A 24,406-nucleotide genomic window follows, 5' to 3' on the forward strand; every position below is an offset into this window, starting at 1 on the left:
TACGAGTCCTCCTTGGTTACTAATTTAAGGGTCCATTTTTGCTTCGAAGCTTTGGACACCTCGTATAATACCAAGAGGGCTCTTTTTTGTTCAATCCTCAAATTTCTTCATTACAGGAATGCTCCTTTACTCGAAAGTTGGATCTCCCCCAAAAAACGTGCTTGAATCTCCCTTTCTCGTATGATAATGGCTATTTGCTCGGCTGTTGACATTCAAGTCGAATGCGTACCGTCATTTTCTCAAGGCATGGAGTACCGTAACTTCTTCTTTTTAAGGTCTTGATCAAGTTATTTGTCCCTTCCAATTTCGCGTTTGTGATCTTGTAGTGAAAATAGTTTAGAAGCTCTTCCTCCCACTGGATTAGTGTTTTGACAACCTTGGAAACTGCGCTGTTCGGAGAGAATTGATAACGGTTCACCCATGCTTGAAAGGCTTGTTTGGCTTGTTGATAGGTTGGCAGATGATACACGCGTCTGAGCGCTTGAGTGGCTTGGTAAAGTTCCTCTAAGCGCCAGTCATGGGTGAACCAGTGAGCTAGTTTCTCACGTTCTTCCTCCTTGAGCGTAGCGGGAGGAGCCATGAGAAGACGCTTGTGCTGCCGAATGGCAAGGTGCTGGGTCGCATACGTCATGGAGTGTTTGCGTGCCCGGTCTAATGCCTGCGTAAGCAATTGAATCACATGAAACTTATCAATGACGACAGCTGTTTCTGACCAGACTTCTTTGACCGTTTTTGCCATGCCCGGAGCCATGTCCGTCACGATCGCGGTTGGGGGAGAGAACGGGTAACTACGCAGGAGAGCTTGGAGTTCTTCCCGTTTTTTCCCCATCCCCGTCTTCCACACGTGCCCTGTTTCATGATCTTGGAGGCAGACGCCGTACTGATGTCCTTTGCGCAACGCAAATTCATCGAGACAAACGTAGTCCGGGGCTTGGTGGTCTTCGGGGTGGGGGAGCTGCGTTGGAGCCCAGTCATAAAACCAAGTAGACAGGGTACTTTCCGCGACGCCTGTTTCTTTTGAGACGAGAGCAAACGTTTTTTGATCACAAAGGTTCACCACTAACTGTCTGAAGGTGCTTGTCACCTTGCCTCTTTGAGGGATCTGAGGCCAAGACAGACTCCATGTATGACAACAGTCATTACATCTTTGACGAATGACGGGAACTTGAACAAAGAGGATCCCACGTTCCGGAATCCATAGATGTTTGAGCCGACGGTCTTTTACACGGGCATGCGTGGTGCTCGGTTTACAACAGAGAGGACAAATGTAGCTTTGCAAAGCCGGTGTAAGGGTCGCCACCCATCCTCCTTCGATTGATTCAATGGATTTTACATCAAAGCTTGAAAGTCCGATCAGTTCTCTAGTAAACTTAAGAGACAAGCAGAATCTCTCCTTTCTAGTTTTGGTGTTGGTACCTCTAACTCTAAAGGGAGATTCTGCTTTTTTCAATGTCAAGCACGGCTTTCTGTGGAGAGCCCGAAAGTTGATTTCTTCCAAAATTTTTGGAATCTCGATATTTTATGAAAACTCGGACGCGCTTGCTAACGGCTTGTTGTAAAAAAATTAAAATCTACCATACCCTAACTGATTCGAAAAGACAATGAACTTCAGGACCTGCTAAAAACCGACCCGTGCTAGGAAAGAGCATTTGGCTATTTTGTTCTCTTCCCGCTCATATTCCACTTTTTGCTGTCACTTTCAAATTATTTGTTTATGACCTTTTTGTATTTCATACCATTAACCCTGTTGAGCGGAGAGAGCCGTCCAACAGGGTTACGGTTGCCTTTTAAATGTTAAATATTGATTCTTTTGTTTTTAGATTCTGATTCTGCCTTTCCATTCTGAGAAGACGGTCCAATTCAATTGAAGGGGATTTACAATGATTCTGTTTGTATAGCGGAGAGACACAAATGTCATCATCTTTCATAAAATGTGTATGGAATTTCAACAATTTGTTCAGCACATAGGAAGGAATAGTGAACCCTTTGTAGGAACAGACTGAATGATCATATGTTCAAAGAGATTTTATAATATAAAATCCGGTTTTTTCTTCTTCATCGAATCAGGGCCAACAAAACTTTTCTGGCTCTCACTATTCTGTTTTTGCCACTATGTTAGTAATGGAGCGCGCCTATGATAATTTGACAGCAGTACCTGTAGCGACAATCATCATCATGCCATCTCGTAATGTCTCGAAGTCTAGGTCAATCCCGATTACCGCTTCGGCACCCATACGTCTTGCCTTATTCTCCAACTCTCTTAAAGCTTCCTCTCTCCCTTCTTGCAGCTTGCTTTCGTACGCCCCGCTTCTTCCTCCAACAATATCCGTGATTGACGCAAAGAAATCCCTAACGACGTTAGCCCCTAAAATAATTTCACTCGTGACGATCCCCAAATACGAACTAACCGGTCTTCCTTCGACGATGGTAGTAGTTGTCATAATCATCGTACTGTCCCCACTCCTCACAATAAGATAAACGTTCCTTAAATTAATTCGCTTCTCTATCAAAAAAACCCTTCTTGAAATTGGGTCTAATTTCCTTCATCGCTCCTGTTTAGCCAATCATACTGGCTGCTGCCTTGATCGGCTTGTGCCGTGACGAGGGCTTCAATGAAACGAGCACGCGCTATAACCGAGGTCAGGAAAATCCGGGTTGATTCTGGCTCCATACCGGGATGACTGGGCCAGTATTGCTTAGCTTGTTTACTTACCTAAAGCTAAATAAAAATCTCGCGTCTCCTTGTCAAACTTTTCAATCGCATACCTTAATGTTACTCTGGGCATAGTCGCCGCATGTTTGTCCAAAAAATGTTTTAATGCATGATTATTCTTTTTACCAGCTTCACGAATCCAGCTTCCTACAGCTTTCTGGATCAACTCTTCTTGATCATTGATAAGGAGCTCAGCTATTTTAAACGTATCTTCTATCTCTCCCTTTTTAATAAATGCATATGTACTGACAATAGCTGTTCTACGTTCCCATAAGTTCTTAGAGTGCGCCAATTCATATAAAATATCTCTTGGTTTATCGAGAAGATAGATTCCGACCACTGAAGGAGCAGAGCGATCTACAAAATCCCAATTATTAATTCGTTCATGTCTGCGAATATACAAATCAAATAATGCCTTTCGTTCATCATTTGAAAGCTTTTTTTGTTTAGCTTGGTAATCCATAATACTGACAGCCCCCATCCTTACTTCATAATAAGGACTTTCCAAGACCTTCTCGATCTCAGACAAAGGCATACCGATGAACTGTTTTGCTAACTGAAAAACCGTGCGCATGTTAAGCCCCAAACATAATGTATCAGGATCAGAGCTTTTGAAAAATCGTTTCATTTTTTCCACATTCTGCTCATTTCGCTGCTTTTCTAATTCCTTAATAAAGTCATGTGCATAATAATCATTCATGTGTGTGACATCCCCTTTCTTTCATAACACCTAACATTATAATAAAAGATTCCGCTAAATATTTATTTTATATTGCGGCGTTCAATATAGGATTGAGGACAGCAGCTAAAAATCCCGATTTATCTCAGGAAAAACGGATAAAATCGGGATCATGTTTTTAAAATAACACCTATTCAATTAATCCCATTCTATTTCGTTATTGATTTTTTCCTGCTCGCCTAATTCCAGTTCCTCTTTTAGCCGTTGAGACGTATTGGATAACCCTTCCTCTGTCGGTATGAAATAGTAAATATTATTTACTCGTTGATCTTCACCATCAATCTTAAACGTTTTTATAGTGGAAGTATTGATTGAGGCATATGTCTGCTGTAAACGGAAAATTTCCATCGGGCTCAGGCTCGTCTTAATGTTCTCTCCTAAAATATTTGCAATTTCGCCAATTTTAAAGAGCGTATTTGTTGAAATTACTTCGTCAATGCTCGCCTTAATAAATTGCCGTTGCCTTTCTTCACGCGAATAGACATTATTCACTTCACGTTTCCTCATTCGAACGAAGGCCAAAGCTTCCTCACCATCTAATTTCTTCTTCCCTTTTGTGAAATAAATTCGTTCTTCATCAACTGAATAGAAATTCTTTTCCCAGAACGGTTCCTTAATATCGACGGTTACGCCGCCCAATACATTGACAATATCTTTAAATCCATCAAAATTAACAGCGACATATTCGTCAATCGGTATATCAAGCAATTTTTCTACTTTTTCAACGGTAAGTTTATGACCCCCATGGTCAAACATAGAACCATACATGTACGCGGCATTTATTTTATGAAAGCCTGCATAGGGGCCGGCCTCTTCTGTTGAAAATTCCACCCTAGTATCTCTTGGGATCGTTGTCATTGTTATTTGTTTGGTATTCGGGTTTAACGTTACAACTATTAGTGAATCTGCACGACCATTATGACCACTCGGATCGTAATCATCCACTCCCATTAATAAAATAGATATTGGGTCCTCACTGCCGACTGTCACTGCTTCTTCTCTAAGCTCAGAATTTCCCTCTGGACGCTCTAACTCTACATAGGCTTCTTTTGTTGCTCCATATATCGTAATTAGAAAATAAGAAATATATATAACGCCTGCAACAGCCAGTAGTAAAATTCCCCATATTACATTCTTTCTCCATTTTTTACCTTTTGATACGGAAGTACTCACGTATACTACCACCTTTAATTCTAGTATAAAACTGCTACTATTTTTCGAAATCGTATTGTTCTTAATGTTAAAAGAATTGTACAGGTTTCACTGCTTCATCGATTGCCTTCATCTCATACCCATTATCCTGAAAATACGAGAGCAGTTTTTCTAAATGGGCCATAGTAGTTGATTTCTCATGCATCAACACGACCAACGGCTTTTTGGAAATGTTGTTTACTTGGTTGATTACATGTTCAACGAATTCACCATTAGTCAGCTTCCAATCCTCTGAATCAATATTCCAATCCCACAGAATATGTTGTTCACGCTCAATTACTGCCTTGAAAGGGTCTGTAATGTAAGGAAATGAACCAAAAGGAGCTCTTATTAAACGTGTTTCTTGGTCCGTTATTTCTCTAATTGAATCAAGCGTCTCATTCATTTCTCTCGCGAAGTCTTCAGGAGATTTATAGACTTGCGCTACATCATGAGTGATCCCGTGAGCACCGACGGCGTGACCGCTTTCGACCATCTTTCTTACGATCGTTGAGTTATTTTCGATGTTAGGTTTTAGCATAAAAAAGGTTGCTTTTGCATCGTAACGATTGAGCAAGTTTACAATTTCCTCTGAAATGGTTGGATGGGGTCCATCATCAAATGTTAAATAGACAACTTTTTCCGACTCCTGTGAAATGCTAGTATCGGCGCTTTCTTCTTCCCTTGAATTGTTTTCGATTATTTGACTACTTTTCAAAAATGGGGTTTTTTCTTCATAGGATGCCGCTTCATGCACGATGTGATTCTTGTCTGTTGCTTCCTGCTTCTGGCCAATTACCATTGCCCCTAATGAAAAACATATATACAGCATCAGTAAAGCTAAAATTGATGCGGCTAGTTTTCCTTTCTTGTTTAACTTGTACGTTCTTAACATTCTCTCACTCCTAAACTTCTTTGACCGGTTAGCAATTCAGGCAAACCAAAATCAGACAAAATCTGCTAAATTCGAATATCCTTTACTATAAAGTAAAGTTATCATAGAAGTTTGACCTACTTGTAAACAAAATGTCACAAGATAATAGTGAGCAGAATAACGGCATCTTTTGGAGGTAGTAAAAAAGCGAAAGTGAAGGAAGGATACTTAGAATGGTGATTGATTTGATAAGGGAGTGTGCCAATAGAAAACTCCTTTTGACACACTGAAGACTGGCTAAAATTCGACAATATAAGCCTGGTCACTGCTGTGGATAATTGGTGCTGCTGAGCTTGGACCTTGAATGGAGGAGGTTTGCTTTCGACCATAGATAAGAAGGTTGTTGCTAGTTGGACTCCAATACATGTCGATTGGAATGATTCCCTGGTAGACGGGCTCCTGATAGATGATGTTTTTCCCTTGTAATCTTCCGGCATAAATTGTGTCATTATCATACAAGGAATAAGCTATTTTTTTTCGGTCGTTCGATAATTTGAAAGTGGCTACTTTTTCGAGCAAAGAGGAAAGCTCTCCATTACGGTGATCATATTCGTATAATGTTTCCCCTTGGCCAATAAACATGAACTGGTCATTTGTTAGCCATACAGGCTTCCCGCCGCCTATTTGGTTCTTATATTGAATAGTAATGCCGCTTTCAGTAATCTTTCCCATGAAAATAGTAAATTCCTGACGAGCGTGCGGCCAGCTGGTGATCAACAAACCTTTTCCATTATCAGAGATGGTAACTCCTGTAAGGGATTCATACTCCACCCCATCTAAAGAATATTTGCGATGAGTACCAGAGGCTGTGTCATATATCCCAATGGTAGCGTGATTACGGTCTTTACCACCTATCATCAGATAGCTCACATACCGACTATTATTAGACCATGCAACGTCTTGGAAATAACCACGGTTGTTAAGTTCAAAATCCCTTATTTCTGTTTTATTTCCGTTAGTCAGTGAAAACAAATTTAAGGAGGCTCTCACCGAATCCACGGTTAATCCAACCATCTTCTTTCCATCGGGCGACATTGCTAGATTGAACGTGTTTTCGTCAATCTCTTTTAGAAGCTCAGGTTTTTCATAGGGAGCGGAGAGAGAGTAGAGGTCATTTTGTAATGACTCTGAAGACTCGTCTTCTCTAAAAACACCAACGACGGAATCGGAAAAGGACCAGCCAAACAGCTGAGTTAAGCTTGGTAACGAATAAATTGTTTTCACTTGAAAAAGTTGGCTATGTGACTCTTCTGCATCTTTTTCTTCTAAATCTGGAATAATTATCGTTTCTGATCTTCCTCCATAACACCCGGAAGCCATTATGACGAGAAAGAAGAGTACTATAAGATGTCTCTGTTTCATGATGAATTCTCCTCCTTATAAGCGAACTCGACATTGACGACAATATGTTCATCCGTGTTGGAGATTGTAATTGTTCCTCCATGTTCATCAACGATTGTTTTTACAATACTCAGACCGAGGCCCACGCTTCCTTCCTCAGTGATTTTATGAGTTCCCGCGTAAAAAGGCTGAAAAAGCTTTGAATACTGATCCGTTTCAAGTGGCGTACTTGGATTTTCGAACCGAAAATGGATACTGTCTTCGGCGATACCGGCTTTAACCAATATACTTGAAAAGGACGAACTGTATTTAATCGCATTGTCTATGAGATTTATAAAAAGTTGCCTTAATCTGTCCGGCTGACCAGACATGTACAAGTTGTTTTCAATTGCACAATCTATATTCTTCTTATATCTCTCAGCCCGGAAAGCCATTGATTCGCATACATCCTTTAAAGTTTCACCAGCGTCAACTCGTTCAAATGAATGGCTGAAGGAGGTTCTTCTGGATACTTCAAGAAGCTTAATGACCAAATCGTGAAGCCGCTGACTTTCTTCTACAATATGGTTCATTCCTTTGTTGAAAAATGTATGATCAGCATCCCCTTTTTCTTTAATCATTTTGCCATATCCGATAATAGACGTCAGCGGTGTTTTAAGCTCGTGAGTGATATTATCAAAAAAACGTTTTTCCTGTTCATTAAGCTCCTTTAGCTGATCCCTGTCTCTTTCAATCGTTGATATCTGATCCCTTATTTTGTTGATCATATCATTGAAATTTTCTGCTAGGCGCCCAATCTCATCCTGTCTGTTAAAATGGATATCAACATCTAAATTGCCTTTTTTTATTTCGGAGGAGGCTTCAGTCAGTTTAATGATTGGTTTCGTAATATGTCCAGAGAGAATGTAGGAAAAGAGGAACGCTACACCAAAGATCAAAAGGGCGATGTAAAAAATAAAATTCAAAATCCCGCTACTTTGTTGATAGAGGAGGTTGAAATCTTTCGCAAACCGTAATATGCCTACTTTTGTACCATCAATGATTACCGGATAAGAGAAACGGATCTCAGCCTGATCCTGCATATAGGTAATATGATAAGCAGATTCACCTGCAATAGCCTGTTTAAGATCGTCATCTCTTTTTCCAGAAAACAAAGTCTCCTCTGAAGAAGACAACAAAACACCATCCACTGTATAGACACTAACCTCACTGCCTGTGGCATGAGTTAAATCATTAACCATTTCATCAGCCATATCCATGAAATAAAATTCACTAATTGAATACTGATTAATTAAAAATGCCTGACGAACATACACGTTACTATTTTTCTTTAAATCTACCAGGTCTGAGGTAACGATCTTCTGATTATTGGACCAAATCGTTTCCTTTACAGTATGATTAAGCACGAGAAAAGAAAGGATAAAAATTAGAAAAAAGCCGAGTAAAAATTTTGCTTTGATCGTTCTCAGCATTTCTTTATTCCTCCTGTTTCTCGAACTTGTAGCCAACACCAAATACAGTTTTAATCAAATCTCCTGCGTTCAGTTTTTTACGGAGTCGTTGAATGTGGGTATCGACCGTTCGTGTATCTCCTGCAAAGTCATACCCCCAAACTAAATCTAATAATTCTGAACGTCTATAAATTTTCCCCCTGGAATCAATTAATGTTATAAGCAAATCAAACTCTTTAGGTGTTAATTCGACTGTTTTTCCTTCTTTCTTGACGAGCCTTTCATCTCGTACTATCGTGAGATGGTTAACTTGTATGACCTGCTTATCATCTTCTGCTACTTGCTCGCTTGGTTTTGCTAGATGATCAAGCCGTCGAAGGATCGTCCGAATTCTGGCTACAATCTCCCGGACATCAAATGGTTTTGTTATATAATCATCAGCGCCGAATTCCAAACCTAGTACTTTGTCTGTAATATCTGATTTTGCTGTGATCATAAGGATAGGTATATTATATTTTTCCGTCACCATTTTACATAAATCTAAACCGCTACAATCTGGTAGCATCCAGTCAAGAAGAAGAAGATTGGGTTTGAATTGATCCAAATGCCTCATTCCTGCGGCTCCGCTTGTCGCGATGCAAGTCTGAAAGCCTTCTGCATTCAGTCCATAAGACAGTAAATCAGCGATAGGTTCGTCGTCCTCGATGATGAGAATTTTTGTTTTATTCATGAACAAGTCACTCTTCCTTTGAAATTTGCAAATATGGGATCATTATAGCAGTCTAAATGAATCTAGTACACCGGCTTAATAGTGAAATAAATGCTGTTTATGTACCAACGCGTAAAAATAAAAATGACTGAACTAGTAAAGTCCAGTCATTTTAATGGTTAAAACATACCTTTCTTCGATCACTTCATTGAGTCTTACGGCAATGTCACAATAAAGCTTTCAAACATCACAGCCTGCTGGTGGTGGTAAGTCGTTGTCGTTTCTGAGCTGTCGCTGCTGCCGGAGGTTGTACCGGTCGTCTCTTCCCTAATAAATGGGGTGATGGTTAATTGCTTCACTGTATCATCAATTGGCGTAAAGACAGTTTTCCCTGAAAATATCGTCTCTTCGTTATTTACCTCTCCTGAACCGGCTCCTGAAATGACAGAAGTCAATTCTCTTCCTGCATCATCAACGACAGTAAAATCTACAGAGGCAAATAGAGCAGCTTCTGATGGTGAAATCAAGTCAAAATGAATAGCGGTTCCACCTAGACCGGTTTCAATTGTTTTGACAACGAGCTCTAAATCTCCAGCTTCTTGTCGCTCGTCTACGTCAATGACGACATTGTTCTTTTGTGGCGTAACTGGGAAGGAAAAGTTCCACTTCTCTCCATTGCTACCTTCAAGTGTTAAATCGAGTGTAAATGATTCTGTAGGCAGAGTATTTTCAGGATAATCGAGCTCGATTTCGAGCACACCGCTTTCCTGCCTATCATCTATTATTTCGTGTTGTGTGATACCACTTGCAACTGCCTTGGGCGTTTTTCCGTCTATCTTAATCGAGTCAAGCCCAAGCACATAGTTTTCAATCGGAGCGTCCGATTCCGCTCGATACCCGATGCTAAACCGTGTACCATCATAGAAAGCTTCGTCGATTACCACGGTAGTTCCATCGCTGTGATCAGACTGGCCAACCACCTGAGAAAGACCTTGCTCGCTGACTTTCTTCAACCCGTCATCGCCAATCTCGGTGAAAATCGAGCCGATCAGCGGAATTTGCGAGACGACATTGGCCATCGCCGGTGAAACGGAAGCTGAGCCGATCAGCAGCACACCCGCAAAAACTGCCGCACCTGCACTGTAGAGCCATAGGTGCTTTCTCGATTTTTTTCGAATCGGTTCGGCTTCGTCTACCGTTTTCTCTATAATCGCATCCAGTTTATCAACTGGAACCTGAATTTGATCGAGCGTTTCTTTAAATGAACGTGGCTCGCTTGTCATCTCCATCACTCTCCTTTAATTTTCCGCGCAAAAGCTGTAACGCTCTATGAATGTTTGTTTTGACCGTGCCTTCCGGATGGTTGAGCAAGGAAGCAATCTGCTTCACCGTGTAGTCTTCATAAAAACGCAGGAACAGGACGGTTTTATACTTTTCATCGAGCTTTCCGAGCGCATCGAGTAAGTCGAGCTGATCCTCAGGCTGAACTTCATTGCGGGCGCTCGCCAGGCTGTCGAATATTTCTTCGTTCATTGGCACAACGCGCTGCTTTTTTCTTAAATAATCAAGCGAAGTGTTGATAAGTATTCGAGTGAGCCACGTTGAAAAATACTGCTCCTGTTTCAAGTCGGCGATCGCTATAAGCGCCTTATATACCGTCTCCTGAAAAATCTCCAGCGCTTCGTCTTCATTGCGGACATAAATGTATGCCAGCTTATAAAGCTTGCTCTTCTCCTCCTCCATCAGCTCCTGAAAGGCTTGCTTATCTCCTCTTTTTGCTCGTTTGATTTGCGTTAGCTTTTTCAAATGCCTTGAACCTCCTTTCGTCCTCTATTAGAGAGTTGAGAATGACAAAACGTTTCAATTTATTATTGATTAAATTGCTGCTCTGCCAGTTTTCGATAGAGAGGATGCTCTGCAAGCAGTTCTTCATGCTTGCCAATTCCGGTAATGGAGCCTTTTTCCAGCATAATAATCTGATCGGCATTGATAACGGTCGACAGTCGATGGGCAATCGCAATTGTCGTGCGTCCCTTCATTAACGTTTGCAAAGCTTTCTGAATAACGCGTTCGGATTCACTGTCCAAGCTGGAGGTCGCTTCGTCAAGCATCAGGATTTTTGGATCGCGGATCAGTGCTCTGGCAATGGCGATCCGTTGTCTTTGACCGCCTGATAATTTCATCCCGCGCTCCCCGACCTTCGTTTCAAAGCCATTCGGGAAACCATCGATGAAATCAGCGGCATACGCCAATTCGGCAGCCTGCCTTACCTGCTCATCTGGCACATTTTCCAACCCATAGCAAATATTTTCGCGAATTGTCCCATCCATTAAAGGGCTTTCCTGTGAGACGTAGCCAATTTGATTTCTCCAATCTGAAAGCTTTACATCCTGGAGGCTCGCACTGCCATAAAGGATATCTCCTTCAACCGGCTGATAAAATCGTTCCAGTAAACCAAACATCGTTGTCTTCCCGCTGCCGCTCGGCCCGACGACAGCTGTTACTTTTCCGGCTGGAATCGTACAGTTAATATCGGTAAGCACCCGCTCTTCTTCCTGTTGTGCTGAGGGGTAATAGAACGACACATGCTGGAAGTGGATATCCTGTTCTTCTGCCGGAATTGGCGTATATGTTTTTATCTGTTCCTCGGCTTGCAGCTCATCTGCATCTGAAAACAGCTTCTGAATCCGCTCAGTGGCTCCCATCGCCTTTTGAAACTCAGTAAAAAATGATGTCAGCTGCGTGAAAGGGAAGATCAGCTGGAACAAATAGAGCATCATCATCACCATCGTTCCGGCAGTTAAAGCACCAGAGGCAACCTGGGATCCGCCGTAGCCGATCAGTAGGACGAGCACAATCATCATCACCATTGTCATCAGAGGGCTGATGATCGCTAAAATTTTTGCCTGTCTGATTCCGAAGCGAAATAAACGGTCGACGGCGCTCGTTCCACGGCTTCCTTCCTCCGCTTCGGCATTATACGCTTTGACTAACCGGATATCACCGAGCACTCGCGCCATTCCTGCCGAGAAGGAGGCCATTTCATCCTGTGTTTTCAGCGAGACCTGATACATTTTTTGTCCGGCGGGGTGGAGAACAACGATTGCCAGCGGTACGACAAGCAGCATCAAAAGCATCATTTTCCAATCAATGATTAGCAAAATAATAGCTGCCCCGAGCACCGTAATAATCCCGGAGACGAATGATACAAGCTGATCGGTAATCAGTCGTTTCAATGTATCTGTATCATGGGTCATCCGGCTCATCGTTTCCCCAGACGGAGAAGCATCGAAATAAGAGATCGGCAAGTGCAAAATTCGCCGCCAAAGCTGCTTCCGCACATCGGCTACGACCCATTCCCCCATATAACTCATTAAATAATACGAAACTGCCCCCGCTACCGCCTGTAATACGAAAGCTCCGATTAAAACGGCAATAAGTAGAACATTCAGCTGGCCGAGCGCAAACTGGTCAACAATATCACCTGTAAATACGGGAACGATCAGAATTCCTGCTGTCTCGATCAAGCTCAATAGTAGGGCAACGGCTATCATCCATTTCGGAATTTTCGCCTGTTTAATATAAGATAAAAACACGTTCCAATTATTCTGTTGTTTCATGTCCATTCCTCCCCATTGTGGCGGTTATCTGCATACCTGACCGCCGCTGCATATCGTAGACGAGTCCGATCTGCTCGCATTGGTGTCATCAAAAAAGGTTTTCATCGTCACTCCCGTCAAATTCGCTGCAACGTAAAGCGGCTCCCCGTACATAAAACAATAGACCCTTACGTAAGGTAAGAGTCAATGTTTATTTTGATATTCTATTGAATTCATGCTTGTAAAACATTAAAGAACCAGGTCATTCCGAGTCCACTGAAAAACTTCCTTTTTCGTAACTCGAAGAAGAGTAATGGCTCCGCACGTTGCGCGCCTTGCTTCGACAAACTCATTTGTAGCAAGGCTTCAAAATCAGGCAACGGCTACGCTCATTACTTAAAAGCTGCTGAAAAAATATGATTTTCACTTTTCAGCAGCTCCGTCATTTCTCAAATTTTAAATCGTTTCATTTTTTCATTCAGTTCTTGAACTAGCTGGTCTAATGTATCAGTATTTTGCGCAATTTGTTCAATTGAACTTGCGGTTTGCTGAGTCGAAGCGGTTGTTTGCTCAATCCCCGCCGCTGATTCCTCGGAAATCGAGGCGATATGGTCAATAAATTGCTGCATGTCTTCCGAGTCCTGTTCAATCATTTTCAAGTCTGACGTATTTTGATTAATTTTTGTAATCATTTCGGCTATCGCAGCCGTCATTTCATTCAATGTTTGACCGGTAGCATCAATCTGCTTCGTCCCAAGCTCGACCTGTGAGTAACTGGAGCGCAAGGCGTCCGTTGCCTGCCTGGATTCCGTTTGAATTCCGGAGACGATCGCTTTAATATCCTCCGTGGAGTGAGCGGCCTGTTCAGCAAGCTTGCGAACCTCATCTGCCACAACGGCAAAGCCGCGACCGTGCTCACCGGCGCGCGCCGCTTCAATCGCCGCATTTAACGCAAGCAGGTTCGTCTGCTCGGCCACCGCTTGAATCATGTTAACAAGATTAGTAATGTCGCTCGACTTCTGCTCCAGACTAACGACCTTCGTCACTGCTTCATCAACTCGCTGGTGAATCGTGTCCATTTGCGTAATCGACGTATCCATTCTTTCTTTTCCTGCTTCCGTCAGCTTAAGCACATTACTGGCTGTTGAGGCGAGATCATCTCCGGTTTTGCTTGCTGATGTTATTTTTGCAGAATACGATTGCATCGTTTCCGTTAAATCAACTGTAGCGGAAGCTTGTGATTCCGCTCCATTCGACAATTCCTGCATCGTCATTGAGATTTGCTGACTGCCATTCATGATTTCCTCGGATGATTGTCTCAGCATCGCCGATTGCTGATTGACCCGCCCCGTTAAGTGAGCTAATGTCTGAATGATCTCGCGTAAATGCATTTTTGTCTCATTTACCGATTTGAACAATTTTCCGATCTCATCTTTTCTGCTTTTTGTCGTCAATGCAGCGGTGAGATTGCCTTTTGCAATTTCATCCATCACTTCCGTCACGTCCTGGATTGGCTTCGAAAAGCTTCTGCTGATTGCCCAGGCGATGAACGAGATCGCCAAAACCGTTATCCCTAACACGAGAAAAAGGATAAGGACGATTCTGTTTTGAAATTGTCCGATGATCGATTCATCCTGATTAAAATTAATAATCCCGATCACCTCGGACTGGGTAGGGTCAAAGAGAGGAATGTAGGTTTCTCTCAAATTGCCCCTATCCTCTGTCACCTCTTCTCCGCGCATGACTTTTTCAATAAGCGGCTCATTGAGTCTGCTGTCAATCACATCATCATGCGAAGAGACCATGATCTCTCCGTCCGTATTAAAAATGTTTAAATCAACTCGCTGTAATGAGTCAGTAATCGAATTGAGAAATGTACTGCTCAGACCAGTCTGAAGAGTCCCGATTGTTTCGTTATCAACTTTGATTGGCACAAAAGCACGAACGGCCAGGCCGCTGTTCCCAAATTCAAAGCCTGCTAGTTCCTCCCCATTCAAAGCGGATTGAATCACAGCCATCCCGCTTTTATCATCGCCGAACTTTTCGGGGTTATGGGCTCTGTAGAAGACGTTTCCGTCCGAATCGCCAAATTCAAATACGTCGATCCCGTGCTCGGCTTGTAAGCGAGTATACATCTGTTGCATGCTGAGATGAAGCTGCTCCCGGTCGTGATTTAAAAAGGCTTCCTTCAATTCCACATCATTAGCATAAAGTGAAGTGAGGGTGAGTAAATCCGTCGCGGCCTGATTTAGCTGAAGCGAGACGGTCGCTTTTGTTTCATTTTTGTTCTCTGTTAATAAACGAGAGAACCCGCTTTGCATTTCTGTGTAAAAAAAGATGCTTACACATAATAAAGGAACGAGGGAAACGAGTAAAAAGATAGTAAATAATTTAGAACGAATAGACGTAAACAACTAGTGCGCCTCCTACTTCATGATGGATTCTTCGATATGACTAGATTAGTATATGATAATTCGACAAAATTTGCTATAAGCAGTATAAAAAATGATTTTTTGGAAGTTCATCTCGCAAAACGCAGCAAAAACTCCCATTTGCAGCATAGCTGCAAGTGGGAGCAAGTCATAATCTATAATATATCTACTTTTCTATCGTCACACGCTCCGAAACACATCGGTCATAAACTCCTGCATCAACGGACTGATCGGACGGTCATGCCGGTAGATCACTGAGATCGACCGGTCGTGAATGAAGTTTGGTAACGGCCGGACGGCAAGCTTGTTTTGTTTTACTTCTTCCTCCACTGCTCGCTCCGATAAAATCGTCGCCCCCGTACCGAGAATGACCATCTGCTTGATCGCCTCAATACTCGTTAATTCCATTTGAATATGTAAGTCAAGCTTCTCGCGCTCCGCCCATTTATCAATGATTTGGCGCGTGGAACCGGACTGGTGAATATAAATCGGGACTTGTTCGATATCTTCGAGCGTTATCTGCTCTTTCTCCGCTAAAGGATGCTCGGGGGAATGAACGAAGACGAGACGATCCGGGACAATCGCTTTACATAGCAGCAATGAATGCTGGAGAGGTTGAATCGAGACGATGCCGAAATCGACCTGCTTTGCTTCGACCATCTTGATGATCGTAGGGGCTGAATGAACATGGAGCGTAATTTGGACGTTCGGCCGCTTCACATGGAACTGACTGCAAATCGGCGGTAACAGATAGCTTGCCGGAATCGTACTCGCCCCGATTTGCAGCTCGCCTCTTTTATACGATTGATAATCCTTCATCACCCGCTCGGCTTCCGATACGAGCAGAAGAATTTTCTCCGCATACTGGTAAAGCATCGAACCAGCCGAGGTTAAGACGATTTCTTCCCCCTTTTGTTCATATAAGATCACCCCTAAAGACTCCCGCAGCTTTTTCAAGTGGAAAGAGACGGTTGGCTGCTTTAATTTCATCGCGCGCGCGACTTTTGTGACATTTTTCGATTGGCAAAACCGATAATAAATATCGAGCTGCTGCAAGTTCATTGTAAACCCTCTCTCCCCCTTATAGATTAATTCTATCGTATCATGAGTAATTCATTGAAATTATTAATTATACGTTAAAAATTTATTAATACTCTATTAATATTTGACCGTTATCGTAGTCAGTAAGAAAGATAGTTTACAAGAGAGGAGAGCTGTGATTGAAAATTGAATTGCGCGCCATTCAAAAATCGTTCGGTTCCCTGGAGGCGTTAAAGCCCTTTTCCCTGACGATCCCTTCTGGCACATTTGTCAGCCTGTTAGGACCTTCGGGCTGTGGGAAAACGACCTTGCTTCGGATTATTGCCGGGCTGGAAGAAGCGGATAGCGGAACGATCAAAATGAACGACCAGATCATCTATTCGAACGAAAAGAATATTCACCTCCCTCCGCAAAAGCGCGGAATCGGGATGGTCTTTCAGGATTTTGCCTTATGGCCGCATATGACCGTCTTTGAAAATGTCGCCTACAGTCTAAAAGCAACCGGAAAGAAAAAAGGACTGCGCGAAAAAGTCGATCAAGCCCTGGAAAATGTCCAGCTTGGCGACTATCGGGAGCGCTATCCCCACCAGCTGTCCGGCGGGCAGCAGCAACGCGTGGCGATTGCCCGGGCGATCGCCAATGATCCGGCTGTCATTTTAATGGACGAGCCATTAAGCGCCTTAGATGCCACGTTGCGGGATGAGATGAGAATTTTATTGCAATCGCTTGTCAAACGGCTGAACATGACCGCGATTTACGTTACCCATGATCAGAATGAAGCGATGTCGATGTCGGACTATGTCGTTGTGATGAATGCGGGCACATTGCTGCAGGAAGGAACGCCTGAGGACATTTACCGTTATCCGCAGACGAAGGAAGTCGCCGCGTTTATTGGGAAAGGGACAATTTGGGACGGGCATCTGCAGACACAGGGAGACGAAACCTATCTCAAGGTCGAAGCGGACTTGTGCTTTCCCTTAACGAACAACACGGCGAAGATCATTCATAATGAGCCATGCACGATTGTCGTCAGGCCGGAGCATGTCCGTCTGTCACAGCTAATGTTTAACGGCGCACAGACCGGCGTGATCGAATCTGTCAGCTTTTTAGGAGAACGCTATGAAGTTACGTTTCGTGTCGGTCAGAAGGAAAAGCGCCTATTTGCCTATTCCTACGAACGCTTTACACCCGGGCAGCAAATTTATTTTACGATTCTCGCTGACTCGATTCATTTTATTCAACCATTAGGAGGGATTACCAATGAAACAGCTTAAAGGAATTCTGATTTTAACAATTGTTATGTTTGTTCTAACAGCTTGTGCGCAAACCGGACAGGAAGTACAGTCCAATCAACCAGAGCAGGAAAATGAAGCATCCGCACCGGAGGACAATCACGATGCCAGTCCCGCAGCCGAAGCAAATGGCGGTGATGGCACGTTGACCATTTACACCGCCGGGCCGGCAGGACTCGCTGAACAATTGGCAGATGTGTTTTCAGAAGAAACCGGAATTGAAGTGGATCTGTTTCAAGGAACAACCGGTGATATCCTTGGCCGCCTTGAAGCCGAGGAAAGCAACCCGATCACTGATGTCGTTGTGTTGGCCTCCCTGCCGCCGGCAGTTGAATATAAGGAAAGAGGGTTGACACTCGCCTATGAATCACCACATGCCGCCTCCCTCCATGACGGCTGGTACGATGATGAGTTTCATTATTACGGCTTCAGCGCTTCGGCTTTAGGATTAAGCTATAACACGAATGTAGTCACTGAACCGCCGACAGACTGGTCCGACCTGACTGCGGCTGAATATAGCGGTCAGCTCGCGATTCCAGATCCGACACAATCGGGTACAGCACGTGACTTTATCGCCGCCTTTATTAACCAGGAAGGGGAAGCCGGCTGGGAGCTGCTTGAGCAATTAAAGGAAAACGGCCTGCAAATGGAAGGGGCCAATAACCCGGCTCTCCAAACGGTCATTTCAGGAGCGAATTCTGTTGTCATGGCCGGAGTTGACTATATGGTGTACAGCAATAAAGCAAATGGCGAGCCTGTTGATATTGTCTTCCCGAAAAGTGGCACGATGATTACACCGCGTCCCGCTTTCATTTTAGAAAGCTCGCAAAATGTGGAGGCTGCGAAGCAATACATTGACTTTATTTTATCGGAAGCCGGTCAGGAAATTATCGCGGAAGCGTATTTAATTCCAGGACGAGCGGATATTGAAGCGGCTGACATCGCCGTCGGCATTGAAGACATTCCGACGCTTGAGTATGACTGGACCTATCTTGAAGAGCATACGCAGGAAATTTTAGAGCGCTTCATGGAGCTGATCCGATAACGAATGAACAGAAAACCTAGCTTACAGTCACTTAACAGCAGTATTGGATTGCTTCTGTTAATCGTCCTCGTCATGATGCCGCTTTTGTTTGTCTTCATGCGTGGTGTTATGCCTGATGGGACGTTCGAGGGACTGGCGCCGTTTCGCCTCTTAGCCGAGGAACGGTACTGGTCGATCTTTCTCAATTCCATTTTACTCGGGCTTGGAGTTGTCATCGGGGCGTCACTATTGGCGGCGCCCCTTGCCTTCTTCATGGCGCGGACTGAAATGAAGAAGCAGCGCTGGATTGATGTCGTGCTAATCATTCCGTTTATGACACCGCCATACATTGGTGCAATGGGCTGGATATTATCGATGCAGCCAAATGGGTATGCCGAGCAGCTGCTTCCATTCCTGGCAGCTGTCACTCCTTATTTTTTCTCGTATTTTGGCATGGTGCTCGTGATGAGTCTTCATCTCTTCCCTTTTATTTATTTAATTATGAGAAACAATCTTGAAAATATTGGCGGACGGCTGGAAGAAGCGGGAATCGTACACGGCGGCTCTTTTTTTAATCGAATACGACGGATTATTGTTCCGCTTTTTTTATCCGGCTACAGTATGGGAGCCCTGCTCGTCTTTGTTAAAACGATTGGTGAATTCGGCACTCCTGTAACACTCGGCAACCGGATCGGTTATTATGTGCTGACATCGGAAATTCACCGCTATACGTCGATCTGGCCGCTTGACTTCGGAACAGCGGCGATTTTATCAACGATGCTGTTATCCGTCAGCATGCTGATCTGGTTCGTTCAGCAATGGCTTGTCAGCCGGCGTCATGATCAGGTTGTCACCGGAAAAGGACAGACCGAGGCAATCACCTATTTAGGAAAAAAGCGCATTTTTGCCTGGCTTTACTTAGCTGCTGTCCTGCTTCTGTCGATTGGTGTCCCTTATTTTGCCGTAGCATCAACAGCGCTGCTGGACATTCAGGGAAATGGACTCAGCTTTACGAATTTGACGATTCGCCATTTCGTCGACCTCTTTACCGGAAGCGGACGCCAAGCGCTGTGGAACAGTGTCTGGCTGGCGGCGCTCGCGGCAACGATCAGCGCGAGCATCGGCATTTGGGTCGCGCTTCTCATTATGAAAAAGAAGCAGGGAATCAAGGAAAAAACGATGGATTTTCTCTCGCTTGCTCCGAATACAGTACCAGGAATTGTCGTCGTTGTCGGTCTGATTTTATTTTGGAATGCCTATTGGAATCCGGCGCCGATATATAATACGTGGATGATGCTCGTCTTAACATACGTCATCCTGTACTTGCCTTTTACCGTGCAAAACATTAAAGCCGTCTACGGACAGCTTGGTAATTCTCTCTTTCAGGCAGCGAAAATGAGCGGTGCTTCGTCCTTTTACATGATCAGGACCGTTTTGATTCCGTTGCTGATCCCGGGGATTTTGGCCGGCTGGATGATGACCTTTACGATCTCAATGAGGGAACTCGTCGGCTCGCTCATTCTCAGACCGCCGAACATGCATACGTCAGCTACCTTTATTTATGCCCAGTTTGAACAAGGCACTCCTGCTCTTGGAATGGCGATGGCACTCGTGTCCGTAGGGCTGACGACAGTGATGCTGATGATGATTGAACAGATGAAAGCACGCTCGCAACATTACAAAATGTAACCGGCTAGGAGGATGTTGTTTGAACGTAACCTTTTTAGGTGGAGTAAATGAGTATGGCCGCTCCTGCTTCCACCTGCAAATGAACCAGATTTCGCTTCTTGTAGATTGCGGTATTATGAAAAATGAGACGCATGCTGCAAAGCGTTATCCGCTACTAACAAAAGAACTCGCTGAAAATTTGGACGCTGTCTTTCTCACCCATTCCCATGAGGATCATACAGCCGCCCTGCCCCACTTGTACCAGCTTGGCTTTAAAGGGAAGATTTATGCGACGGCGGCGACGATCAACGAGACAAGCCGCCTCTTCACCCCCGTTTGCACTAGAGTTGTAGCATTGGACTCCTTTCCAAGACGGAGGTGGCTTCCTTTTTCCGCTGATACGTCGCTTGAATTCCAGTATGGCTATAGTGGGCACACGCTTGGCTCGATTTGGTTCCTATTTCGGCTGAACGGCGCGCAAATTTTCTTTTCCGGTGATTATTCCACGGAATCGCCCGTCTTCATTGCCGAGGAGCCAATCATTGATCAGCCTGTTGACATCGCGATCCTCGACGGGGCGTATGGGAAAGAAACCAAAGCGCAGCACACCTATTTAAACGAAATCTATCGGACCATTGACCAAGCTCTTCGTGAAAAGAAAAAAGTCCTTCTTCACGGACCTACATATGGAAAATTACAAGACTTGCTCATTTATTTTCAGCAATACAGGACCGATTTTTTGGAGCGGACCGTTATCAGTCCGGAAATTGCAGCAAGTTTTGAGAGATATGCGCAGTACCCGTGCAACCTGAAAGAACCGACACTTTCCAATTTTGCAGCACTGTCAAAACAAGTCAGGACGACCCCGCTCCCGGCATGGCTGAACGATGATGAACATTCAATCGGCTTCGTTACCGAGCAGGAGCTGTTACACCAGTTCGCTGCACAAAGAAAGGAAAACCTGCTTATTTTATGCACTGGTCCTTTTTTACAGGACATTCTTTCGCTGACCGACGCAGTCGAGACAACCGATTACGTTCAAAAGCGCTACAAAGTCCATCCGGGCGCCGCTGAATTGCGCGCACAAGTTCAACAGCTGCGGCCACGGAAAATCATTTTCTCACATAGTCCAAATGAAAAAATTAAAGAGCTGCAAAAATGGTTCAGCGCGTTGGGCGAGGAAGTCGAGCTTGCATGCGTTGGTGAAAAATTACGACTATAAAAAACTGAGCATGAGACAAAACTAGCTCTTTGCTCTATTGTCAATGGCTACACACGCTAAAAGTCCGCTGTGAGAAACCCACTCACACCGGACTTTAAAAGGCTCCGAACATTGCAGGCGTAATAAACAACCATTTGTCCAGCCCACGTACTATTGCTGGATATCGGTCTGGTTCACTTGTTGCAATGTGGCTTGAGTAGCTGCCATGTCGACCTGGTACTGTTCATTCATATTGTACGGATGGTAATACCCCTTCTTCATCATATAATCGGTAATTTGTCCGTGAAATTGAACAGCCTGTTCCAGCTCCTGCTGTAATGCGTTTCTCACTTCCGGCGTCGCTGCTTCCGTAATCGCGACCGCACAGTTTTTGACAGCGGTTTTGGCGGAGATTAGCAAATCTGTTGCGATGACCTGTTCCGTCATTCCGCCCATACCCGTCATGTTTTGCACCATCTGATTCATTTTGTTCCCTCCTTATTATTGTTGGATCAGTGATTGAATTTGTTGAATGCTTCGAGTACCTGCCTGGATATCCTGCTGTAACAATGAACGTAATTCCTGATCATTAACAAGTCCCATCATCACTGTTGATTTAGTCACACAAAGGTTTTTAAATGTCATAAGCTCATGCAACTCCAGACCTTCATGAATCCCTAATTTACCTTCCATTTTGTTCACCACCTTTCTACCTGACATAGAATTCCCCAAGTCTGTCCATTTAGCCTGGTAATCATTACAAACACTTCCTGCTCCTTTCCTTCATATAGTGCCTAAGAGCAATCTTTTGGAGGCGATGTGATGAACATTAAAAGAGTGCCAACATATTATGGATACGACTTATTAATTAATAACATTTTGCATAAGCGTTGCTTATGCTGCAAAAACTGGTACGAGTTCGACGGCATCCACGGTTACTGCGAAGACTGTTTATTCCAAAGTTCTACTTGCAATCATGATCAGCATCATGAAGCCGGCGAAGATCACACGATTCAATAGGAACAAAGAAAATAAGCGCACATCGCTATTTCAACGACTCGGAAAGGGTTTTCCTTTGAACGAAAAGAAAAAAGCATGAGTCAAAATGCTTAGGGGCTCGATCAAAAGGTTGTTTTTTACCTTTTGACCGAGCCCCTCGCAAGATAGCGATAATAGATGTCCCAATTGTGTTAAACCATAAAAGTGTCCTTCAGAGTTGATGGACCCTAAAAAAAGAACATCTGATGAAGAAGCCTCGCTACATCGTGATTTCATATCTTTTTCGCTTCGAAAATCCGACGATGCTTGTGTACTGATTACGGCGTAGAAGCTCGATCGACTGTTCGATGTTGGTGCCTACATCATCGGGGAAATGGGCATCTGATGAGAGCGTGAACGGAATGACGTGACGAGCTAATATTTGCAAATAAGCCGGGCTTGGGCACGCTTCCTTAACGGGATAGCGATAAGCGAGGCCGGTATTGACCTCGGTTGCGACGTCGTGCCGCTGCAACGTCTCGGCAATCCGTGTGTAGTTTTCAAGCAGGAGCGCTTCCTCCGGCCGGTATGAAAATACTTTCAAGTTATCGAGGTGGGCGATTAAATCAAATAGCTGTGACGAGATCGCCTGGCAGACATAGTCGGTATGCGTGTGGTACAGCTCAGCTAAATCCTCCTGCTCGAAGCGACCTGCGGTGTATTTGTTATCGAAGCCCCAGCCGCGGACAAAATGAACAGAACCGATGACATAATCCCACGGCTTATTGGCAAGCAGTGCTTCAAGCTCCGCCTCGCCGTGCGGGAAAAAGTCGGCTTCAATTCCGAGAGACAACGTAACACCGTGGTTGTTCCACTTCTCCTGCTGTGATTGTATGAAATCAATAAATTGGTTCATCGAGGGGATCGTTGCCACCCGCTCGAGCCAACTCATTTGGAGTTTTCCAAGTTCATCATTTGCCAAATGCATATGCGCTTCAAAATAGCGGCGGCATTCTTGAAAGCGGTATAAATGTTCGACAAGCCCGACCTCTTTTAATCCGAGCTGGATGGCCCGTTCCAGATAAAGGTCCAGCCATGCTTCTGAGTAACAGCCTTCCTCAACGCGGTTATGGAGCCGCTTCGTCAGCTGCTCGATTTGAGCGAGGGAATTGCGTACTTGCGCATCTTTTTCAGAAAAGAAAGCTAATGCTTTTGCCGTCCGTGCCAGCCAATTAACCGAATAAGGCCCTTCTTCTAAGTGAACATGATAGTCTACGCTCAAAGTAACACTTCCTTTAGTCTGCTATAATCCAATTAATATTTTGAAACAGCTTGCTTTCCTTCCAGGAGCCAGGCATATCCGTCGTGCAGACGATTGCATTGACGTCTTCGATCGGGCATATTTTGCAAAAGGCATCCACACCTAATTTCGAATGATCGGAAAGGACGATAATCTCTTTTGCCGCTTCAATCATCGCCTTCGACATCATCGCCTCATTCATGTCATAGTCCGTAATGCCATTTTTCAGCGAGACACCGCCGACAGAGATAAAGGCCTGATCGACAATAAAGTTGCCGAGTACCATTTCAGTCAAGCGCCCCGTCAGCGAATATTGAGCCGGATTGATTTGTCCGCCTAGCAAAATAACGTCGCCGCTAAAGTCTTTACGATTTAATGCTTCTACAAGAATCGTAGCGACCGGCAATGAATTTGTGAGGATCGTAATATTTTCTTTGTTTTTAATCGCGCTGGCCAGCTCGAGGACGGTCGTGCCGACATCAATCGCGATTGTCGTGCCATCCTGAATGAGATCGGCTGCTTTTTTGCCGATTCGCCTCTTTTCTTTTTCCATAATGCTCTTGCGGTTTGGCAGTGAAGGCTCTCCGTGTGGGTATCTCGTCAGCACCGCCCCGCCGTATACCCGCTTGACGACACCTTCTTTTTCGAGCACATCAAGATCGCGCCGAATCGTCTCCGTTGTGACGGCAAAATGCTCTGAAAGGGTTGTCACCTGTACTTTGCCGTTCGATTTCAGCTGGTCCAAAATATACTGCTTCCGCTCTTCCGGGAACCACTCCATTTTTCCTCCTCC

General features: G+C 44.2%; 21 protein-coding genes. 4 read left to right on the forward strand and 17 right to left on the reverse strand.

Going from position 1 to position 24,406, the window contains the following annotated elements; all coding sequences use genetic code 11:
- Nucleotides 1–190 precede the first annotated feature (190 nt).
- The 13 genes from M3202_RS07025 to M3202_RS07085 form a co-directional block, all read right to left on the reverse strand.
- A complete protein-coding gene (locus tag M3202_RS07025) occupies nt 191–1,381 on the reverse strand; it encodes an ISL3 family transposase (protein ID WP_251222639.1) in 1,191 nt (396 codons plus the stop codon).
- 751 nt (nt 1,382–2,132) lie between these two features.
- Complete coding sequence (locus M3202_RS07030) at nt 2,133–2,447, reverse strand: YbjQ family protein (RefSeq protein ID WP_251222640.1); 315 nt, start codon at nt 2,445–2,447, stop codon at nt 2,133–2,135.
- A gap of 258 nt (nt 2,448–2,705) precedes the next feature.
- Nucleotides 2,706–3,413, reverse strand: coding sequence for a DNA alkylation repair protein (locus tag M3202_RS07035; RefSeq protein ID WP_251222641.1), 708 nt, complete (start codon nt 3,411–3,413; stop codon nt 2,706–2,708).
- A 177-nt stretch (nt 3,414–3,590) separates the two neighbouring features.
- Nucleotides 3,591–4,625 (reverse strand): LCP family protein, encoded by a 1,035-nt coding sequence (locus M3202_RS07040; RefSeq protein WP_251222642.1) that lies wholly within the window; start codon nt 4,623–4,625, stop codon nt 3,591–3,593.
- 67 nt (nt 4,626–4,692) lie between these two features.
- Nucleotides 4,693–5,538: a polysaccharide deacetylase family protein gene (locus M3202_RS07045; RefSeq protein WP_251222643.1), complete on the reverse strand. Its 846-nt coding sequence runs from the start codon at nt 5,536–5,538 to the stop codon at nt 4,693–4,695.
- 276 nt (nt 5,539–5,814) lie between these two features.
- Entirely contained in the window at nt 5,815–6,939 is a 1,125-nt protein-coding gene (locus M3202_RS07050; RefSeq protein ID WP_251222644.1) for a WD40 repeat domain-containing protein, read from the reverse strand.
- Nucleotides 6,936–8,390, reverse strand: a complete 1,455-nt coding sequence (locus M3202_RS07055) for a HAMP domain-containing sensor histidine kinase (RefSeq protein WP_251222645.1) — start codon at nt 8,388–8,390, stop codon at nt 6,936–6,938. Before M3202_RS07055 ends, M3202_RS07050 begins: the two co-directional genes overlap by 4 nt.
- A 4-nt stretch (nt 8,391–8,394) precedes the next feature.
- On the reverse strand, nt 8,395–9,099 hold the full coding sequence (locus M3202_RS07060) for a response regulator transcription factor (protein WP_251222646.1): 705 nt from the start codon (nt 9,097–9,099) through the stop codon (nt 8,395–8,397).
- Nucleotides 9,100–9,293: 194 nt separating this feature from the next.
- A complete protein-coding gene (locus M3202_RS07065) occupies nt 9,294–10,361 on the reverse strand; it encodes a DUF4179 domain-containing protein (protein WP_251222647.1) in 1,068 nt (355 codons plus the stop codon).
- Entirely contained in the window at nt 10,336–10,884 is a 549-nt protein-coding gene (locus tag M3202_RS07070) for a sigma-70 family RNA polymerase sigma factor (RefSeq protein WP_251222648.1), read from the reverse strand. Before M3202_RS07070 ends, M3202_RS07065 begins: the two co-directional genes overlap by 26 nt.
- Nucleotides 10,885–10,946: 62 nt before the next feature.
- On the reverse strand, nt 10,947–12,704 hold the full coding sequence (locus M3202_RS07075; RefSeq protein WP_432805966.1) for an ABC transporter ATP-binding protein: 1,758 nt from the start codon (nt 12,702–12,704) through the stop codon (nt 10,947–10,949).
- Between the two features lie 422 nt (nt 12,705–13,126).
- On the reverse strand, nt 13,127–15,091 hold the full coding sequence (locus M3202_RS07080; protein WP_251222650.1) for a methyl-accepting chemotaxis protein: 1,965 nt from the start codon (nt 15,089–15,091) through the stop codon (nt 13,127–13,129).
- Nucleotides 15,092–15,289: 198 nt separating this feature from the next.
- Nucleotides 15,290–16,171 (reverse strand): LysR family transcriptional regulator, encoded by an 882-nt coding sequence (locus M3202_RS07085; RefSeq protein ID WP_251222651.1) that lies wholly within the window; start codon nt 16,169–16,171, stop codon nt 15,290–15,292.
- Nucleotides 16,172–16,329: 158 nt separating this feature from the next.
- On the opposite strand from M3202_RS07085, the gene M3202_RS07090 reads away from it, so the two are divergent.
- Genes M3202_RS07090 through M3202_RS07105 form a run of 4 tightly spaced genes read left to right on the forward strand, consistent with a single transcriptional unit; the run spans nt 16,330 to nt 21,356 of the window.
- Nucleotides 16,330–17,424: an ABC transporter ATP-binding protein gene (locus M3202_RS07090; protein WP_251222652.1), complete on the forward strand. Its 1,095-nt coding sequence runs from the start codon at nt 16,330–16,332 to the stop codon at nt 17,422–17,424.
- The gene (locus M3202_RS07095; protein ID WP_251222653.1) at nt 17,411–18,487 is read left to right on the forward strand and encodes an ABC transporter substrate-binding protein; all 1,077 of its coding nucleotides are present in this window, start codon (nt 17,411–17,413) and stop codon (nt 18,485–18,487) included. Before M3202_RS07090 ends, M3202_RS07095 begins: the two co-directional genes overlap by 14 nt.
- Nucleotides 18,488–18,490: 3 nt before the next feature.
- Nucleotides 18,491–20,155 (forward strand): ABC transporter permease, encoded by a 1,665-nt coding sequence (locus tag M3202_RS07100; RefSeq protein ID WP_251222654.1) that lies wholly within the window; start codon nt 18,491–18,493, stop codon nt 20,153–20,155.
- A gap of 19 nt (nt 20,156–20,174) precedes the next feature.
- Nucleotides 20,175–21,356 (forward strand): MBL fold metallo-hydrolase, encoded by a 1,182-nt coding sequence (locus M3202_RS07105; RefSeq protein WP_251222655.1) that lies wholly within the window; start codon nt 20,175–20,177, stop codon nt 21,354–21,356.
- A 150-nt stretch (nt 21,357–21,506) separates the two neighbouring features.
- On the opposite strand, the gene M3202_RS07110 is transcribed toward M3202_RS07105, so the two are convergent.
- The 4 genes from M3202_RS07110 to M3202_RS07125 form a co-directional block, all read right to left on the reverse strand.
- Nucleotides 21,507–21,821 carry a spore coat protein gene (locus M3202_RS07110; protein ID WP_251222656.1) on the reverse strand — a complete coding sequence of 105 codons (315 nt, stop codon included), beginning with the start codon at nt 21,819–21,821 and terminating at the stop codon, nt 21,507–21,509.
- A 15-nt stretch (nt 21,822–21,836) separates the two neighbouring features.
- Nucleotides 21,837–22,028 (reverse strand): hypothetical protein, encoded by a 192-nt coding sequence (locus M3202_RS07115; protein WP_251222657.1) that lies wholly within the window; start codon nt 22,026–22,028, stop codon nt 21,837–21,839.
- Nucleotides 22,029–22,593: 565 nt separating this feature from the next.
- Nucleotides 22,594–23,595, reverse strand: coding sequence for a histidinol phosphate phosphatase domain-containing protein (locus M3202_RS07120; protein ID WP_251222658.1), 1,002 nt, complete (start codon nt 23,593–23,595; stop codon nt 22,594–22,596).
- Between the two features lie 13 nt (nt 23,596–23,608).
- On the reverse strand, nt 23,609–24,394 hold the full coding sequence (locus M3202_RS07125; protein ID WP_251222659.1) for a DeoR/GlpR family DNA-binding transcription regulator: 786 nt from the start codon (nt 24,392–24,394) through the stop codon (nt 23,609–23,611).
- Nucleotides 24,395–24,406 lie beyond the last annotated feature (12 nt).

Origin of the sequence: Halalkalibacter oceani (assembly GCF_023715605.1) — a bacterium.
GTDB lineage: Bacteria > Bacillota > Bacilli > Bacillales > Bacillaceae_D > Halalkalibacter > Halalkalibacter oceani.